A 16,585-nucleotide genomic window follows, 5' to 3' on the forward strand; every position below is an offset into this window, starting at 1 on the left:
GCTCCGTCCGGCGACCCGCACGCAGAAGTGGCGCGGACCCCGTCGGTCCGCGCCACTCGTTCAGATCACGCGGCTCACTCCGCCGCGGTCAGCCGCTCCAGGTATCCCGCGAACGCGCGCAGGTCCTCCTCGGGCCAGGCGCTCAGCGCCTCCTGCATCCGCTGCCGCTGACGGCCGCCGAGATCGCGCATCCGCTCGCATCCGGCCGCGCTGAGCGAGAGGAACCGCGCTCGGCCGTCGGCGGGATCGGAGGTCATCTCGACCAGGCCCAGCTCGGCGAGCTGGCGGGCCTGGCGGCTGATCGCGCTGCGGTCGACCCCGAGCCGCTCCGCCGCGGCGCCGGAGTGGACCGGACCGCAGCGCTCGAGGATCCGCAGCAGCCGCAGTCCGAAGGGCGGCAGCGCCGGGTCGATCGACGCCGCCGCGTCCCGGACGGCGAGGCGCACCTGGACGGCGAGCACGGTGATCTGCTCCTCGACCTCGTGGAGCGCCTCGGCCGAGGGCGCGGCGGCGGGCATCAGGAGCGCTCGATCACGTCGACGGAGCCGGTGGGAGCGGCGTGGCGGGCATGACCGACCGGTTCCTCCTGCCGCTCCTCGTCGGCGTGGCGGCCGTGTCCGGCGGGAGTGGCCTCGCGACCCTCCCGGGCGTGCGTCGCGTCGTCCGTCCGCCGGGCCTGGCCGACGGGGCGGAGCGCCGCCTGGCCGTCCGAGGCGGCGATGAGGGCGTCCTCCGCGGCCTGCAGCGGAGTGGTCGGCTCCGCCTTGAGCTGCACCGCGTTCTTCGAGCCGAGGCTCACGTTGGGCAGGAGGACGACGGCGATCAGCGTGACCACGGCGAGCGGGATGCTGTAGAGGAACACGTCGCCGACGCCGATCCCGTAGGCGCTCTCGACCACGACGCGCACGGCGTCGGGCAGGGTGGCCGGCTGCGGGATCGTGCCGCTGCCCAGCGCCTGCGCGGCGAGAGCCTGGTCGGCGGGAGCGAGCCCCGCGATGCCGGTCTTGATGCGGTCGGCGATCACGGTGCCGAGCATCGAGCCCAGGACCGAGACTCCGACGGTGCCGCCGAGGCTGCGGAAGAACGTGACCGCGCTGGTCGCGACGCCGAGGTTCTTCACCTCGATCGAGTTCTGCACCACCAGGACGAGGTTCTGCATCAGCATGCCCAGGCCGGCGCCGAGGACGGCCATGTAGATCCCGACGAGGACCAGGTCCGTGTCGTAGCGGAGGGTGCTGAGGAGGGAGGTTCCGATCACGGCGAGCACGCCGCCGCTGATCATGATCGCCTTCCACTTGCCGGTGCGGGAGATGATCCCGCCGAAGATCGTCGAGGCGATCAGCAGGCCGGCCATCATCGGGATGGTGAGCAGGCCCGACTGGGTCGGCGTGGCTCCGCGGGCCAGCTGCATGTACTGCGCGAGGAAGACGGCGACGCCGAACATCGAGACGCCGACCGAGATGCTCGCCACGACGGCGAGGCTGAAGGTGCGGTTCTTGAACATCCCCATCGGGATGATCGGCTCGGCCACGGTGAGCTCGGTGATCACGGCGGCGATGAGCAGCACGACGGCGCCGCCGACCATGACCGCGGTCTCCCACGAGGCCCAGTCGAAGTTCTTGCCGGCGAGGGAGACCCAGATCAGCAGGAGCGAGACTCCGCCCGCGATGAGCACGGCGCCGAGGTAGTCGATCCGCACCTTGCGCTTCGGGTGCGCGGGGAGGCGGAGGGTCATCTGGAGGAGGACGATCGCGACGATCGCGACGGGCATCGCGATGAAGAAGTTCCAGCGCCAGCCGAACGCGTCGGTCACGACGCCGCCCAGGAGCGGGCCGCCGACGGTGCCGATCGCCATCACGCCGCCGAAGAGGCCGGCGTACTTGCCGCGCTCACGGGGGCTGATGATGTCGGCCATGATGATCTGGCTCAGCGCGGCGAGTCCGCCGGCGCCCAGGCCCTGGAACACGCGGAAGACGATCAGCATGTTCGTGTCCTGCGAGAAGCCGGCCAGAGCGGAGCCGATGACGAACAGCCCGAGGGCGAGCTGGATCAGCAGCTTGCGGTTGAACAGGTCGGCGAACTTGCCCCAGAGCGGGGTGGAGACCGTGGTCGCGAGCAGGGTCGCGGTGACGACCCAGGTGTAGGCGTTCTGGTCGCCCTTGAGGTCGGAGATGATCCGGGGCAGCGAGGTCGACACGACCGTGCCCGCGAGGATCGAGACGAACATGCCCAGCAGCAGGCCGCTGAGCGATTCGAGCACCTGGCGGTGCGACATGGCGCCGTCCGGCCCGGCGGGGGCGTGCGGCGCGGTGGTTCCGCGCGATGCGGCGCGGTGTTCGGGGTGTGACATGGGCTCCTCTTCAGCACGGCGGCGGTTCTAGTTGACCGCGATCAACTATTGACCGAGAGCAACTATATAGCCGGGCGTCACGAATCTCCAGTGGCACTCTGCTGCCGTCCAGGCGCCGCTCCGGCCGCGCCTATCCTCGGAGCATGGACAACATCGATCGGAAGATCCTCGATCTGCTGCGCCAGAACTCCCGCGCGGGCTACGGCGACATCGGCGGCGTGGTCGGGCTCTCCGCCTCCGCGGTGAAGCGCCGCGTCGACCGCCTCGTGGCCGACGGCGTGATCCGCGGCTTCACGATCAAGGTCGACCCCGCGGTCGACGGCATGGCCACCGAGGCCTACGTCGAGCTCTTCTGCCGCGGCACCGTCGCTCCGGACGAGCTCCGCCGCATCCTCTCCGCGGTCCCCGAGGTCGTCGACGCGGGCACGGTCACCGGCTCCGCCGACGCGATCGTCCACATCCGCTCGCGCGACATCCCCAGCCTCGAGCTCGCCCTCGAGAAGGTCCGCATCGCGCCCAACGTCGACCACACGCGCTCCGCGATCGTCCTCTCCCGCCTCATCCAGCGCAGCGAGGCCTGACGGATCGCGCCACCTCCTCGACGCGCGTCGCGACCGCCTGGTACTCCATACCTGTATGGTGAATCCAGGAGGGCGAGCGTGAGCGACAGGGAACAGGCCGGTACGGCAGCACGACGGAGACGGCGCATCTGGCTGATGCTGCCGGCACTGTTCGTCGGCGTCCTGGCCGGGCACCTCGTCGCGACCGCGGTGGGCGCCGAGGATCCGTGGGACGTCGTGGTCACCGCCGCCGTCGCGGCAGCGGTGGCGTCCGTCGTCCTCGCCCTCGTCGACCGGCGGCGCTGAGCCCTCCCTCCTGGATCGGAATCCGAGGGAGGGAACGACGATGGAACGACAGAGGACGAGCACGGCACTGGTCGCGGCGGCGGCCGCTCTGCTGGCGGTGCCGCTGTTCACAGCGCAGGCCGCGCACGCCGAGCCGGCGAGGCAGGAGACGAGCAGCCGGGTGCACCTCGAGGCACGGGGCGGATCGGCGTCGACGGTGACCTTCGACCTCACCGACGACACGCGGATCGTCGAGCTGGCGGGCGGCGGGGTCGGCTTCACGGACGGCGCCGAGACGTCCGACGCACTCCCGGAGAGGATCGACGTCGGACGCGGCCGCACCGTGTCGGGCCACTGGTCGATCGACGACTCCGACACGCTCACCTTCCACTTCGCCCCGGACTCGGCGTCCCGCTCGGCGGCGGGTGGCCTGCACCTGAACAGCGACTGGAGCTCGCCCGAGTGGGGCCACTGCGTCGCCGGGAGCGGCGTCAGCGGTGCCGCGACCGGCGGGGTGATCGGCGCGATCTCCGGTCCCGGCGCGATCGCCTCCGCGACCGGCGGGCTGCTCGCGGGGATCATCGGCGGAGCGATCACCTGCTGAGCGCCGCCTCCTGAACGACCCGGATCAGGCGGGCGCGTCCGCTGCGGTGTGGACGCGCTCGCCGCCGATCCAGGTGCCCAGCACCCTTGTGTCCCCGATCGCGCGGGGGTCGCCGGCGAAGGGGTCCCGGTCCAGCAGGGCGAAGTCCGCCGCGAGTCCCACGGCGATCGAGCCCGACTCGCCGTCCAGGCCGTTCACCCACGCCGAGCCGGCCGTGGAGGCGGAGAGGGCGGTGGCGAGGTCGAGGCGCTGCTCCGGGAGGAACACCTCCTCGCTCCACCCCGGCTCGCGCTCGGACGGCGCCGAGATCCGGTTCACCGCGACGTGGATCGCGGCGAGCGGGTCGGGCGTCGACACCGGCCAGTCGCTCCCCGCGGCGAGCACCGCGCCCGAGCGGAGCAGATCGCCGAAGGGGTACTGCCACGAGCCGCGCCGCTCACCGAGGAACGGCAGCGTCAGCTCCACCATCTGCGGCTCCAGCGAGGCCCACAGCATCTGCAGGTTGGCCGCGACGTCGAGCGCACGGAAGCGCGGCAGGTCGTCCGGATCCACGACCTGCAGGTGGGCGAGGTGGTGGCGGTTGCCGCGGCGCCCGTTCGCCTCGATCGCCCGCTCGACGGCGTCCAGGCACTCGCGCACGGCGCGATCGCCGATCGCGTGGAAGTGCACCTGGAACCCGGCCGCGTCCAGGAGCGGCACGGCCTCGTTCAGGAGGCGCGGGTCGACCATCGAGAGGCCGTCGCCGTGACCGTGGCCGCCGTGCCCGTCGAGGTAGGGCTCGAGCATCGCCGCAGTGAAGTTCTCGGCGACCCCGTCCTGCATGATCTTGACGGTCGTCGGCGCGAAGCCGCCGGCGGCGAGCGCCGCGCGCCGCTCGACGAGCTCCGGGATCTGCTCGACGCCGCGGCCCCGGTCCCACCACAGCGCACCGCGGACGCGCCCGGTCAGCTCGCCGCTCAGCGCCGCGCGGCGGTACACCGGACCGGGGTCGCCCACATCGCCGTAGGAGCCGATGATCGCGTCCTGCCACGCCGTCACTCCGAACGAGTGCAGGGTCTCCTGCCCGAGGAGCAGCGCGCGGTGGAGCTCGTCCGCGCTCGCGGGCGGGAGGTGGCGGCGGACCGCGTCCATCGCCCCCTCGTGCAGGGTGCCGGAGGGGGTGCCGTCGGCCAGGCGCTCGATGCGGCCGTCGGCGGGGTCCGGCGTCGTGCGGTCGATCCCCGCGAGGCGCAGTGCGGCGGAGTTGACCCAGGCGCCGTGCCCGTCGGCGTTGGTGAGGAAGGCGGGCCGGTCAGGGACGACCGTGTCGAGCTCGCGGGCGGTCGGGGTGCCTCCGGGGAAGTCGGGCAGGTTCCAGCCGCCGCCGAGGATCCACTCCGCTCCGCTCTCCAGAGCCGCGTACTCGGCGACCGTCGCCAGGTGCTCGGCGGGCGACCCTCCCGCTCCGAGCCAGCAGCGCAGCAGCGCGGCACCGCCCCAGACCGGGTGCACGTGGGCGTCCTGGAAGCCGGGGACGAGCATCCGGCCCTCGAGGTCGACCACCTCGGTGCGCGGCCCGATCAGGTCGGAGGCGTCGGCGCCGACCGCGACGATCCGCCCTCCGACGACAGCGACGCCGAGCGCTCGGGAGCGCACGGCGTCGGCGGTGAAGACGGCGCCGCCGGTCAGGACGAGATCGGCGGCGCGCACGGGTTCAGAAGCCCGCGGGAGCGAAGGCCTGCGTCATCTGGGAGAAGAGCGACACCGTCCAGCCGATCGCGATGAGGAACGACACGACTACGACGCCGAGGAAGACCCAGAGCGGGAGGAGTCCGCCGCCGGTCACGCGCTTCACGACCACGCTTCGGCCGATCACGTAGACGTAGGGAGCGGCGAGGAAGGCCCACGCCCAGTGGAACGGACGCTGCAGGCCGGCTCGCTTCAGCTGGCGCCAGTCGAGGAAGGCGAAGACGACCTCCGCCGCGTAGATCAGGAAGCCGACGACCTGGAGCACGCCGAGGCCGACGAGGTAGGCGGTCGACATCCCCATCGAGGAGCTCGGCCCGTAGGTCGAGGCCATCGACGAGTCGACGATCGCGCTCGGCGGGAGGAGGAAGATCGACAGCGCCGAGAGCAGCGGCAGGAGGACTACCACCCAGATCCACGGGGTGGACGTGACGATGCTCGTGTCGCGCTGCTGCACGGGTGCTCCGGGAGCCGCGGCGTATTCCGGGTACTGCGGCTGCTGCTGGTTGTAGGGCTGCTGCGGCTGCTGGCCGTACTGCTGGGGAGCCTGCTGGCCGTAGCCCTGCTGCGGCTGCTGCGGCTGCTGCTGGCCGGCGCCCTGCTGGCCGTAGCCCTGCCCGTAGCCCTGCTGCCCGTAGCTCTGCTGCGGGTCGGCGGACGACGGCTGCTGCGGATACCGACCCGAGGCCGACTGCCCGTAGCTCGTCGCCGCTCCGCTCGACGTCTCCCCGTAGGCGGGACGCTCGGCGGGCGGCGCGGGCGGAGTCGGTGCGGTCGGCGGAACGGGAGTCACGGCGGCCTGCGCCGACCCGCTCTCGGCCGGGGCGGTGGGAGTGGCCGCCGGCGCGTCGCGGAGCGACTCCGTCCAGCCGGTCCCGTCCCACCAGCGCTGACGGGACGAGCCCGCCGGGTCCGGGTACCACCCGGCGCGGGGTCCGGAGGCCTCGCCGCCCGTGCTCGCGCCCTGGTCCGTGCCGGTTCCGTTGTCGTCCGTCATGGCGTCCTCCACTCCCCTCCGGGCGTCTGCCCGCGATCTCGGACCACCGTAGCGCCGCGACACGATGCATGGCCTGAGGGCGGGCTGATCGCGCGCTGTCCGAGCGCTGTCCGCTCCGGCAGACGCCGGAGGCCGCCGACCGCCAGGATGGACGCATGCACCACCTCCTGCGAGCCCGCGCCGCCCTCTTCGACATGGACGGGACGCTCGTCGACTCGACGGCCGTCGTCGAGACCATCTGGGGCGCCTTCGCCGAGCGCTTCGCTCTCGACCACGACGCGGTGCTCGGCGCCGTTCACGGTGTCCGCGCCGCCGACAGCGTCCGCCGCTTCGCTCCGGCCGGCAGCGACGTCGACGCGATCGTCGCGGAGCTCGACGCGTACGAGCTCGAGCACACCGAGGGCACCGTCGAGATCCCCGGCGCGACGGCGTTCCTCGCCTCGCTCCCCCGCGAGCGCGTCGCCCTGGTCACGTCCGCGAGCCCGGCACTGGCGGCCGCCCGTCTGGCCGCGGCGGGCGTCCCCTCCCCCGACACCGTCGTCACCGCGCACGACGTCGCGAACGGCAAGCCTGCTCCCGACGGCTACCTCGCCGCCGCGGCCCTGCTCGGCGTCTCCCCCGAGGACGCGCTGGTGTTCGAGGACGCCGAGGCCGGCATCCGGGCGGGTCTGGACGCCGGCATGCGCGTCATCGTCGTCGGGAGCCACGAGAGTGCGAGCACCCGGGGGCTGCCCCGGATCGCGCACTACTCCGACGCGCACGCCGCGCTCGAGGGCGACGAGCTCGTCATCACCCTCGGCGGGCCTCAGTAGCGGATCGCGTCGATCACCTTCACCCGCACGGCGACGATCGCCGGCACCAGGCCCGCGAGCGCGCCGACGAGGGTCGCCGCCCCGAGCCCGAGCAGCGCCGCCTCGGCCGGGAAAGGCGGGATGTCAGCGATCCCGTTGTCCTGCACGAAGGCCACGGTCCAGGGGTTGGTGACGAGGATGACCGCGATCGTCACGCCGACCACTCCGGCGACGACGGTCGCCACGACGCTCTCCATCATGATCGAGAAGAAGATGCGGCCGGAGGAGGCGCCGAAGCTGCGCCGGATGCCGATCTCGCGGATCCGCTGCCGGACGGTGACCAGGGCGATGTTGAGCAGTCCGAGCGCGCCGAGCGCCAGCACCAGGCCCGCCACGCCGCCGATCACCCAGGTCAGCACGCCGAAGGGGTCGGAGTCGTAGACCAGGTAGTCCTGCCGGTCGACCGACACCTCGAAGTCGGATCCCAGGGCGCCGGCCACGTCGCGCTCCACCGCCGCGGCGAGGGGCTCGGCCAGGTCGAGCGGCACCCACATCTCGTAGTTCGGCACGCCCTGCCCGCCGTACTGCGGGTCGGCGTCGCGGGCGACCGCCGGGTAGGCGTCCGCGAGCATCATCATCGACGGATCCGTCTCGAACTGCGAGGAGGGAGTCACGCCGACCACCACGCCCGTGACGTCGCGCTCGGAGCCGAGCAGGGTGACCACCGGGTGGGTGCGCAGATCCGGGCTCCCGATCCGCTCCCAGAAGCGCTCGTTGACGACGAGGGCGGGAGCGAGGCGCTGGGAGTCGCGGGCGGTGAACCAGGAGCCGTCCACGATCTTCAGCCGGTGCATCTCGGCGAAGGGCTGGTCGACCGCCTGCACCGCGACGTCGACGGCGCCGTCGGCGAACTGGACGCGCGCGCTGCCGTAGGTCGAGCGGCTCGCGTAGGTGATGGAGTAGCGCTCGAGCGCACCGGTCCACGCGGCCTGGAGTGCGTCGGCATCCACCTCGGAGGTGCCGGTACCGGAGGGGTAGGCGGAGAGGAAGAGGCTCGCCGGGCGCCCGCTGGAGCGCTCGGCCTGCTCGATGCTGGCCTGGCGGGCGATGCCACCGGCGGCGACGACCGCGGTCAGGGCGGCGACGGCCACCGCGACTCCGATCAGCGAGAGCAGCACGCGGCCGCGGTGGATCCGCAGCTCGGTCCACGCCTCGACGATCGCGCCGGCGATCCCGACGAGCGCGCGCATCAGAGGACCACCCCCTCGGCGACGGGGCCCGCATCCGCGGTCGAGCCCAGGCGGCCGTGGTCGAGCCGGTAGTGGCGCTCGGCCCGCGCCGCGATGGCCGGGTCGTGGGTGATGGTGACCAGCGCGGAGCCGGACTCGCGGGCGATCTCGTCGAGCAGGCCCATCACGCTCTCGCCGGTGTCGGTGTCGAGGGCGCCCGTCGGCTCGTCGGCGAGGATCAGCCGCGGTCGGCGCACCAGGGCGCGGGCGATCGCGATCCGCTGCTGCTCCCCGCCGGACATGCGCCCGGGCATCGAGTCCACGCGGTGCCCGAGGCCGACCCGCTCCAGCATCTCGGCCGCGAGGTCGCGGCGGCGCCAGAACTCCGATCCGGTCGCGTAGAGCAGCGGCGTCATCACGTTCTCGCGGGCGGTCCGCCCCTCCAGCAGGTTGAACTGCTGGAAGATGAAGCCGATGCTGCCGCCGCGGATGCGCGCGCGGGCCCGCGAGGACAGGGTCTCGGTGGGAGCACCCTCGAGCAGCATCCGCCCCTCGGTCGGCTCGTCGATGAGTCCGAGGATGTTGAGCAGCGTCGACTTGCCGGAGCCGCTGCGCCCCACGACCGAGACGTGGTCGCCCTCGCCCACCTCGAGATCGACGCCGTCGAGGATCGTCAGCGGCGGCGCATCGGGCAGCGGGACGACCTTGCGGATCCCCTCGAGCCGGAGGATCGTCACGAGCAGAAGACCGAGCCGTCGGGCTGCGCGATGCAGTCGCCGCCCAGCTGGACGTCGGGAGCAGCCTCCTCCGCGCCCGGCACGAACTGCAGGAGCTCGGCGCCCTCCTCCACTCCGCCGGTGATCTCGACGGAGCTGCCGTCGGTGAGTCCCAGCGTCACCGGGACCTCCTCGGTGCTGCCGTCGTCCGCCCGGCGGAACACGACGCCGGACTGGGCGGTGCCCTCGACCGCGGTGGTCGGCACGACGAGGACGTCCTCCGCCTTGCCTCCCGCGAGCGTCACCGAGGCGGCGAGCCCGGGGAACACGGTGACCTCCGTCGGCACCTGGCAGGTGAAGCTCGTGCCGGAGCCGCCGGTGGAGGTTCCACCGCCGCCGCCGTCCGTCGCTCCGCCGGTCGTGCCGCCCTCGCCGGCTCCGGCGAGAGGGGTGCTGATGGTGAGGTCGGTGCAGGTGAAGCCGGCGGGCCCGCCGGTGATCGCGACCTGCGCCTCCGTCGGCCGGTTCTGGATGCGGTAGAGCTGCTGCGCGTCGATCGTGCCGGTGACGGCGTAGCTCGGCGGCGCGACCTGTCCGGTCACCTCGCCGACCGTGACGGCCTGGTCGTGGATGACGCCGAGCGCGCTGAGGGTGCCGCCGGTCGCGGCGTAGACCCGCTCGAAGCGCACGGAGGGCTCCTGCTGGGTGAGGGTGACGGCGCCGTCCGGGCCGGTCGTCTCGACCGGGTCGCGCGGAGTCTCGACGCGGATGTCGTAGATGAGATCGCCCGACGCGACGGCCGCGCCCTGCTGCACGTAGACGTCGTCGACCGTTCCGGCCGCCGTCGCCTTGAGCGGCACGGCGGGGTCGGCGGCGACGGTACCCTGGAGGGTGAGGTCGTTGGTGACCGTGCCGCGGGCGACCGTGACGGTCGGCTCGGTGATCTCACCGGTCGGCTGCGTCGGATCGGCCTCGGCCGCGCCGTCCGGGAAGAACGCGATCTTCACCAGGGCGATGCTCGCCGCTCCGATGATGACCATCCACACGATCGGGAACACCCAACGCCGAACCGCACCCATCAAGTCCCCCGACTCCGCTTCCAGGGCGCTCCGCCGTGGGGCGCCGGAGGCAGCCTATCCGGCGGGGAGGTCGCGTCCCGGACCGTGGCGCGCCCGTCAGCCGGCGAGCGCCGCGACGATCGAGGCGACGCGGCGCGCCCTCGTCTCGGCTGCCTTCGCGCCCTCGACCGACGTGACGTGGGCCTTCCGCGCGCTGGGCGAGAGCGCGGCGAAGCGCTCCACAGCGCCCGCTGAGGCCAGCGCGGACGCCAGGTCCTCCGGCACGACGACCTCGCGCGGCGCGGTGTCGAGCTCGATCACGACGTCGATCGCGTCACCGCCGGCGAGCTGCGTCTCGCGGCGCTTCTCGGCCGAGAACGGGATGAGCGCGCGTCCGCCCATCGCTCCGACCGTGCTGGTGAAGCGGTAGCCGTTCACCGTCACCGCGACGGCGGGACGCTTGCCGCCGCCGAGTGCCTCGAGGACCTCGGGCGGCACCTCGATGCCGGTGTTGTTGCCGATCTGGAAGAGCGTCGTGGTGAACTGCACGAGGCGATGATGGCACCGATTCCCGCGTGTCGCGCGGCCGATCACTGTACTGACGCGGAGGGCCGTCGACTCGATCCTCGTCGACCTCCCGTTCACGGATCCGGAGCGCTCGAGGGCGTTCTCCACGGCGCTCGGCCGGACCCTGGATCCCCTTCTCAGCCCTGAATCCTCTGTTCAGCGACGACGCCGCCTGCTCCGTCGCCTCCGAGCACGTGTCCGCGATGGTCGTCCCGCACCTCTCCTTCTCGACCTCCAGGTCGAAGGAGATCGTCGACGCGCGCTCCCGGGTGCAGGGCCTCTTCGCGGTGAGCGTCGGCAGCCGGGAGGAGGTCGGCGAGGTGCTCGGGAACGGGTTGGCCTCCGGCGGCGCCGAGCCGGTCGGGGTGCAGGGCCTCGGCTCCCTGTGGGCGCGCGGCCTCGAGGACCCTGACGGGCACGTCCGGGAGTCCCTGTACACGGATCCGGCCGCGGCCGAGGCCGGTCCGCCCCGGGAGTGAGGGGTCGGCGCGCTCAGCAGGAGCGGGTGTCGGGGTCTCCGAGCGAGGAGCGCACGGCGTCGACCGTCATCCTGCCCTCGGGGTCGAGCCGGGCGAGCATGCGCGACATGATGTCGGCCAGCTGCGGGATCTGCTCGGCGTCGAGCGGATCGATGACGTCGGCCAGCACGGTCGCGACGTGACCGGGCGCCGTGTCGACGATCTTCTGGAGGCCGGCGTCGGTGAGCACCGCGTTCGTGGCGCGGCCGTCGGAGGCGCAGGGGCGGCGCTCGAGGTAGCCGCGGGCGACGAGGCGGGTCACCACGTGCGAGAGGCGGGGCAGGGTCGCGTTGGTGCGGGCGGCGAGCGTGGTCATCCGGAGGGCGCGGTCGGGCGCCTCGGACAGCATCGCCAGCGTCAGGTACTCGAAGTGCGTGAGTCCCGCGTCGCGCTGCAGCTGCGTGTCGAGGGCGCCCGGCAGCAGTTCCACGACCGCGATGAAGCGCAGCCAGGCGTCGAGCTGATCGGGCGTCAGCCAACGTGTCTCGGGCGCACTCATCCCCCCACCCTACCCACTACTTGCCGCGACAAGTAAGTCCCCCGCGCCTCGTCGAGCCGCGTCCCGGGGCTCCGTCGGGAGGCCGACCTGCGCCAGCCTGATCTCACCATCCCCGCGAGCACCGCCCCCGAGGCCAACCAGCGATCCGCGTACCAGCGGATCGCTGCAGGCGAACGCACCCCGCCCTGCAGAACGCACCCCGTCGAGAAGCCGACCGCGCCACGCCCGTTCACACCATCCCCGCGAGCACCGCCCCGAGGCGAACCAGCGATCCGCGTACCAGCGGATCGCTGCAGCCGAACGCACCCCGCCCTGCAGAACCCACCCCGTCGCGAAGCCGACCGCGCCACACACGATCCACACCATCCCCACGAGCACCGCCCCCGAGGCGAACCAGCGATCCGCGTGCGAGCGGATCGCTGTAGCCGAACGTCCCCCGCTCCACAGAACGCACCCCGTCGAGATGCCGACCGCGCCACGCCCGTCAGGGACGGGCGTGGAATCGACTACAGCACGTCGTCGCTCAGATCGATCGGGTTGCCGAAGCGGTGGTTCGTGATCGAGATCGCCTGCTCGCGGAGGAAGGGCAGCAGTTCGACGCGGCCGGCGGGGGTGACCGGGTCGGCGTAGACGGCGGTGTCGAGGGCGCCGCCGAGGGCTTCGGCGAGGGCGGTCGCGAGGGGGACGCGGGATCCGTCGGCGCGGGTGAGCGGGACCGGCTTGCCTGTGCTGCCGCGGGTCATGCCGGCGACGACGTCGGTGAAGGAGCCGGTCGAGTCGGACGATCGGCGGACGACGGCCTGCTGTCCGTGCGTCGGGCTGCCGGGGGCCTGCGGGCCCGCGTAGCCGTCGACGCGGTCGGAGACGATGTCGCCGATGATGCGGATGCGCGGGGCCGTGATGCGGCCGGCGGCGGCGCGCTCGAGCCACTGGGCGTCGGTCTCGACGACGATGCGCGGGACGAGGCCCGCCATCTCGGCGAGCTCGTCGCCGCCGAGCATCTCCTGGACCCGCGGCGGGAGCGGGAGGGACGTGGAGATGTCCATCCGGGAGCGGGTCAGCAGGCCGGCGGCGATGACGCGGAGGAGCTCTCCGAGGTCGCCGCCGTCGGCCAGGCGCAGCGCGATCGGCACGCGGAGGTAGCGGAACAGGTTGCGCTCGACGCCGACCTTCGAGATGTCGGTGACGACTCCGAACTCGGTCGCCCAGGCGAGCTGGTCGGAGAGTGCGGAGCGGCGGAGCAGGTCGAACTGCTCGAACCGGAGCGAGGACTGGGCCGCCTCGATGAACTGGCGCGCGCGGTCGTCGAGCCCGCGCAGGTGCAGCGTCGAGGAGGAGCGCGCGGGCGAGGGCTTCCAGGAGCCGAGGCCGATGAGGTGGTTGGGTCCGCCCGCCTTCGCGCCGCCGCCGACGGACGAGCGCTTCCATCCGCCGAAGGGCTGGCGCCGGACGATCGCTCCGGTGATGCCCCGGTTGACGTAGAGGTTGCCCGCCTCGACCGAGTCGATCCAGAGGGCGAGCTCGTCGGCGTGCAGGGAGTGGAGCCCGGCCGTGAGCCCGTACTCGGTGCCGTTCTGCATCCGCACGGCGTCCTCGAGGGTCGCCGCGTGCATGATCCCGAGCACCGGGCCGAAGAACTCGGTGAGGTGGACGTAGCTGTCCTCGGTGACGCCCTCGCGGATCCCGGGGGACCAGAGCGTGCCGCTCTCGTCGAGGCGCTGCGGCTCGACGAGCCACGACTCGCCTCCGCCCAGCGTGGTGAGCGCGTGCAGGAGCTTGCCGGTGGGCTCCTCGATGAGCGGCCCCATCACCGCCGACGGGTCGTCGGGCCGGCCGACGCGGAGCGACGTGACGGCGTCGACCAGCTGAGCGCGGAAGCGCTTGGAGCGGGCGACCGAGCCGACCAGGATCACCAGGGAGGCGGCGGAGCACTTCTGGCCGGCGTGCCCGAAGGCGCTGCGGACGATGTCGGCGACGGCGAGGTCGTAGTCGGCGTGGGGAGTGACGATGATCGCGTTCTTGCCGCTGGTCTCGGCCTGCAGTGCGAGGCCGGGCCGCCAGGAGCGGAAGAGGCGGGCGGTCTCGTAGGAGCCGGTGAGCAGCACGCGGTCCACGAGGGGGTCGGTGATCAGCGCCCGTCCCAGCTCCTCCTCGTCGAGGTCGACCAGGGCGAGGAGCTCCTGCGGGACGCCCGCGTCCCAGAGCGCCTCGACGAGCACAGCGGCCGAGCGGCGGGCCTGAGGCGCCGGTTTCACCACGACTCCGGAGCCGGCGGCGAGCGCCGCGAGGATCGATCCGGCCGGGATGGCGACCGGGAAGTTCCACGGCGGAGCGACGACGGTGACCCGCGCGGGGACGAAGGTGGCCCCGGTGACGGCGTCGAGCTCGCGGGCGCGGGTGGCGTAGTAGTGGGCGAAGTCGATGGCCTCGGAGACCTCGGGGTCGGCCTCGGCGATCGTCTTGCCGGTCTCGGAGGCCATCACCTCGATCAGGCGGTCGCGGTTCGCCGCGAGGACGAGGCCGGCGCGGTCGAGCACGGCCGCTCGGTCGTAGCCCAGGCGCTCGCCCCAGCGCTCCGCGCGGCGGGACACCGTGCGCAGCACCTCCTGGAGCTCCGCCTCGGTGCTCACGCGCGCGGCGTCGGCCGTGCCCGCTCCGATGGTCGACCCGGCGATGCGCTCGGTGATCAGGCGCGCCCAGCGGCGGTTGCCGGGGAGGGCGGGGTCGGTGTCGGGCTCGTTGTGGAAGCCCGCGGTCGCGGCGGCGGCGCCGGAGCCGCGGCTGAGGCCGAGGACGGCCTGCGTCAGGCCCGCGGCGGCCGGGTCCTGCGCCCGCTCGCCGGCGCGGGCGTGCTCCTGCACGAGGCGGCGGCCGGAGCCGGAGGACCACTCCCGCAGGCGGTCCTGCGTGCGGTTCGGCGGCGGGACGGAGTCGTCGAGGGCCTCGAGCGAGGCGCGGAAGCGGCCGAGCTCCCGCTGCAGCACCTCCTCGTCGTCGAGGCGGAACGCGGCCGAGAGGAAGTTCTCGGGGCTGCTGTTCTCCTCGAGCCGGCGGATGAGGTACGAGATGGCCACGTCGAACTCGTGCGGGTGCACGACGGGCGTGTAGAGGAGGAGGCGTCCCACGTCCTCGCGGACGGCGCGCGCCTGCCCGGTCGCCATGCCGAGCAGCATCTCGATCTCGACCGCGCCGGTCACCCCGCGCTCGGTCGCCGTGAGCCACGCCCAGGCGAGGTCGAAGAGGTTGTGCCCGGCGACGCCCACGCGCACCGCGTCGACGCGCTCCGGCCGCAGTGCCCGGTCGAGCAGGCGCTTGTAGTTCGTGTCGGCCTCCACCTTGCTGCCGACCGTCGCGAGCGGCCAGTCGTGCAGGGCCGCGTCGACCCTCTCCATCGCGAGGTTCGCGCCCTTCACGACGCGCACCTTGATCGGGGCTCCGCCGCGGGCCCGGCGCTCCTGCGCCCACTCGGTCAGCTCGTCGAGCACGCGGACGGAGTCGGGCAGGTAGGCCTGCAGGACGATGCCCGCCTCGAGGTCGAGCATGCCCGGCTGCTCGAGGAGGCGCCGGAACACGGCGACCGTCAGATCGAGGTCGCGGTACTCCTCCATGTCGAGGTTGATGAAGGTGGGGTCGGCTCCGGACGCGGCGGCCTGGTAGAGCGGGGTGAGACGCTCCACGACGCGGTCGACCTCCTCCTCGAAGGCCCACATCGACAGCTGGCTGACGACGCTCGAGACCTTGACGCTGACGTAGTCGACGTCCGGCCGCTCGAGCAGGCGGAGGGTCCCCTCGAGGCGGCGGCGGGCCTCGCGCTCGCCGAGCACGGCCTCGCCGAGGAGGTTGAGGTTGAGCCGGTCGCCGCCCTCGCGCAGCGCGGCGACGGCCGCACCGAGACGCGCCTCCGAGGCGTCGACCACGAGGTGCCCGACGAGGCGGCGGAGGACCCGGCGGGCCGCGGGCACGACCACCCAGGGCAGCACGGGGCCGACGGCGCCGCCGGTGCTGATCGCGGCGCGCAGGTAGGAGGGGAGGAAGGCGGGCGTCTTCGCGGTGAGCGCCGCGAGGTTCTCGGCCGCGACCGAGAGGTCCTCGGGCCGGGCGACGCCGTCGACGAACCCGACGGTGAAGTCGAGTCCGTTCGGGTCCTGGAGCACGCCCGCGAGCCGCTGGGCGGCGGGCTCGACCGGGAACTCGCCGCTGCGCGCGATCCAGCGGCGGACCAGGGACTCGACGCGCTCGATCATCGGGCGGTCGTCGACCTCGGGCTCGGCGGCGGCGGGCGCGGCGAGCTCCGACTCCGACGCGGCGTCGGGCCCGCGCAGGACCTCGTCCTCAGCGTCGCGCACGACCTCGTCCTCGTCCTGGATCTCGGACTCGCTCACGGCCTCGTCCTGAGCGTCGCGCACGACCTCGTCCTCGTCCTGAACACCGGACTCGCGCAGGTCCTCGTCCTCAGCGTCGGACTCCTGCTCGTCCTGAGGCTCGGCCACGTCCTCGGACGCGGACTCCGGCGCCGGCAGGACCTCGGCCCCGCTCACGGAGTCGCAGGCCTCACCTACCTCGACCTCGTCGTCCGACTTCGTGCCGCCCTCCGGCGTCCGACCACCGACAGTCGCGGCGACCCCGCTCCGCACGGCCGCGTCGTCGGGCTCGCGCTCCGGGTCGCTGCCGGGCACACCTGGGGTC

Annotated in this window: 15 protein-coding genes; 5 read left to right on the forward strand and 10 right to left on the reverse strand. The window is 73.2% G+C overall.

Annotated elements, in window-relative coordinates:
• Positions 1-74 precede the first annotated feature (74 nt).
• Together C5C53_RS06825 and C5C53_RS06830 are read right to left on the reverse strand one after the other, a co-directional pair.
• Positions 75-518, reverse strand: a complete 444-nt coding sequence (locus C5C53_RS06825) for a MarR family winged helix-turn-helix transcriptional regulator (RefSeq protein WP_104222853.1) — start codon at positions 516-518, stop codon at positions 75-77.
• Positions 518-2,275: an MDR family MFS transporter gene (locus C5C53_RS06830; protein WP_104237640.1), complete on the reverse strand. Its 1,758-nt coding sequence runs from the start codon at positions 2,273-2,275 to the stop codon at positions 518-520. Before C5C53_RS06830 ends, C5C53_RS06825 begins: the two co-directional genes overlap by 1 nt.
• A 218-nt stretch (positions 2,276-2,493) precedes the next feature.
• On the opposite strand from C5C53_RS06830, the gene C5C53_RS06835 reads away from it, so the two are divergent.
• The 3 genes from C5C53_RS06835 to C5C53_RS06840 all read left to right on the forward strand — a co-directional run bounded on the left by C5C53_RS06835 (position 2,494) and on the right by C5C53_RS06840 (position 3,799).
• On the forward strand, positions 2,494-2,931 hold the full coding sequence (locus tag C5C53_RS06835; protein WP_104222855.1) for an Lrp/AsnC family transcriptional regulator: 438 nt from the start codon (positions 2,494-2,496) through the stop codon (positions 2,929-2,931).
• A 78-nt stretch (positions 2,932-3,009) separates the two neighbouring features.
• Positions 3,010-3,216: a hypothetical protein gene (locus C5C53_RS16775; RefSeq protein ID WP_146076614.1), complete on the forward strand. Its 207-nt coding sequence runs from the start codon at positions 3,010-3,012 to the stop codon at positions 3,214-3,216.
• Between the two features lie 40 nt (positions 3,217-3,256).
• On the forward strand, positions 3,257-3,799 hold the full coding sequence (locus C5C53_RS06840; RefSeq protein WP_104267161.1) for a hypothetical protein: 543 nt from the start codon (positions 3,257-3,259) through the stop codon (positions 3,797-3,799).
• 24 nt (positions 3,800-3,823) lie between these two features.
• Here the strand turns inward: C5C53_RS06840 and C5C53_RS06845 are convergent, their stop codons facing one another.
• Together C5C53_RS06845 and C5C53_RS06850 are read right to left on the reverse strand one after the other, a co-directional pair.
• On the reverse strand, positions 3,824-5,488 hold the full coding sequence (locus tag C5C53_RS06845) for an amidohydrolase (protein ID WP_104267162.1): 1,665 nt from the start codon (positions 5,486-5,488) through the stop codon (positions 3,824-3,826).
• A gap of 4 nt (positions 5,489-5,492) precedes the next feature.
• Positions 5,493-6,521, reverse strand: coding sequence for a DUF2510 domain-containing protein (locus C5C53_RS06850; protein ID WP_146084650.1), 1,029 nt, complete (start codon positions 6,519-6,521; stop codon positions 5,493-5,495).
• Positions 6,522-6,676: 155 nt separating this feature from the next.
• On the opposite strand from C5C53_RS06850, the gene C5C53_RS06855 reads away from it, so the two are divergent.
• On the forward strand, positions 6,677-7,333 hold the full coding sequence (locus C5C53_RS06855; protein ID WP_104267164.1) for an HAD-IA family hydrolase: 657 nt from the start codon (positions 6,677-6,679) through the stop codon (positions 7,331-7,333).
• Here C5C53_RS06855 and C5C53_RS06860 read toward each other — a convergent pair.
• The 4 genes from C5C53_RS06860 to C5C53_RS06875 form a co-directional block, all read right to left on the reverse strand.
• Positions 7,327-8,562 (reverse strand): ABC transporter permease, encoded by a 1,236-nt coding sequence (locus C5C53_RS06860; protein WP_104267165.1) that lies wholly within the window; start codon positions 8,560-8,562, stop codon positions 7,327-7,329. The genes C5C53_RS06855 and C5C53_RS06860 overlap by 7 nt on opposite strands.
• Positions 8,562-9,278, reverse strand: coding sequence for an ABC transporter ATP-binding protein (locus tag C5C53_RS06865; protein ID WP_104233102.1), 717 nt, complete (start codon positions 9,276-9,278; stop codon positions 8,562-8,564). The genes C5C53_RS06860 and C5C53_RS06865 overlap by 1 nt, the downstream gene beginning before the upstream one ends.
• Positions 9,275-10,297, reverse strand: a complete 1,023-nt coding sequence (locus C5C53_RS06870) for an efflux RND transporter periplasmic adaptor subunit (protein ID WP_104246912.1) — start codon at positions 10,295-10,297, stop codon at positions 9,275-9,277. Before C5C53_RS06870 ends, C5C53_RS06865 begins: the two co-directional genes overlap by 4 nt.
• Positions 10,298-10,432: 135 nt before the next feature.
• On the reverse strand, positions 10,433-10,864 hold the full coding sequence (locus tag C5C53_RS06875) for a YdeI/OmpD-associated family protein (RefSeq protein ID WP_104267204.1): 432 nt from the start codon (positions 10,862-10,864) through the stop codon (positions 10,433-10,435).
• 212 nt (positions 10,865-11,076) lie between these two features.
• Between C5C53_RS06875 and C5C53_RS06880 the strand changes: the two genes are divergently transcribed.
• Entirely contained in the window at positions 11,077-11,361 is a 285-nt protein-coding gene (locus C5C53_RS06880) for a hypothetical protein (RefSeq protein ID WP_104267167.1), read from the forward strand.
• A 13-nt stretch (positions 11,362-11,374) separates the two neighbouring features.
• Here C5C53_RS06880 and C5C53_RS06885 read toward each other — a convergent pair whose 3' ends face one another.
• Both C5C53_RS06885 and C5C53_RS06890 read right to left on the reverse strand, forming a co-directional pair.
• Positions 11,375-11,899, reverse strand: a complete 525-nt coding sequence (locus tag C5C53_RS06885; RefSeq protein ID WP_104233099.1) for a MarR family winged helix-turn-helix transcriptional regulator — start codon at positions 11,897-11,899, stop codon at positions 11,375-11,377.
• Positions 11,900-12,405: 506 nt separating this feature from the next.
• Positions 12,406-16,143 (reverse strand): proline dehydrogenase family protein, encoded by a 3,738-nt coding sequence (locus tag C5C53_RS06890; RefSeq protein WP_104267205.1) that lies wholly within the window; start codon positions 16,141-16,143, stop codon positions 12,406-12,408.
• Positions 16,144-16,585: the final 442 nt, after the last annotated feature.

The sequence above is a fragment of the Rathayibacter sp. AY1E3 genome (assembly GCF_002932235.1).
Taxonomy (GTDB): domain Bacteria; phylum Actinomycetota; class Actinomycetes; order Actinomycetales; family Microbacteriaceae; genus Rathayibacter.

What these genes read in the sequence shown, in the direction of transcription:
- C5C53_RS06835 (WP_104222855.1), top strand. Translation starts at nt 2,494, where the DNA reads ATGGACAACATCGATCGGAAGATCCTCGATCTGCTGCGCCAGAACTCC.
- C5C53_RS06885 (WP_104233099.1), bottom strand. Translation starts at nt 11,899, where the DNA reads ATGAGTGCGCCCGAGACACGTTGGCTGACGCCCGATCAGCTCGACGCC.
- C5C53_RS06825 (WP_104222853.1), bottom strand. Translation starts at nt 518, where the DNA reads ATGCCCGCCGCCGCGCCCTCGGCCGAGGCGCTCCACGAGGTCGAGGAG.
- C5C53_RS06840 (WP_104267161.1), top strand. Translation starts at nt 3,257, where the DNA reads ATGGAACGACAGAGGACGAGCACGGCACTGGTCGCGGCGGCGGCCGCT.
- C5C53_RS06860 (WP_104267165.1), bottom strand. Translation starts at nt 8,562, where the DNA reads ATGCGCGCGCTCGTCGGGATCGCCGGCGCGATCGTCGAGGCGTGGACC.
- C5C53_RS06855 (WP_104267164.1), top strand. Translation starts at nt 6,677, where the DNA reads ATGCACCACCTCCTGCGAGCCCGCGCCGCCCTCTTCGACATGGACGGG.
- C5C53_RS06830 (WP_104237640.1), bottom strand. Translation starts at nt 2,275, where the DNA reads ATGTCGCACCGCCAGGTGCTCGAATCGCTCAGCGGCCTGCTGCTGGGC.
- C5C53_RS06850 (WP_146084650.1), bottom strand. Translation starts at nt 6,521, where the DNA reads ATGACGGACGACAACGGAACCGGCACGGACCAGGGCGCGAGCACGGGC.
- C5C53_RS06870 (WP_104246912.1), bottom strand. Translation starts at nt 10,297, where the DNA reads ATGGTCATCATCGGAGCGGCGAGCATCGCCCTGGTGAAGATCGCGTTC.
- C5C53_RS06890 (WP_104267205.1), bottom strand. Translation starts at nt 16,143, where the DNA reads ATGATCGAGCGCGTCGAGTCCCTGGTCCGCCGCTGGATCGCGCGCAGC.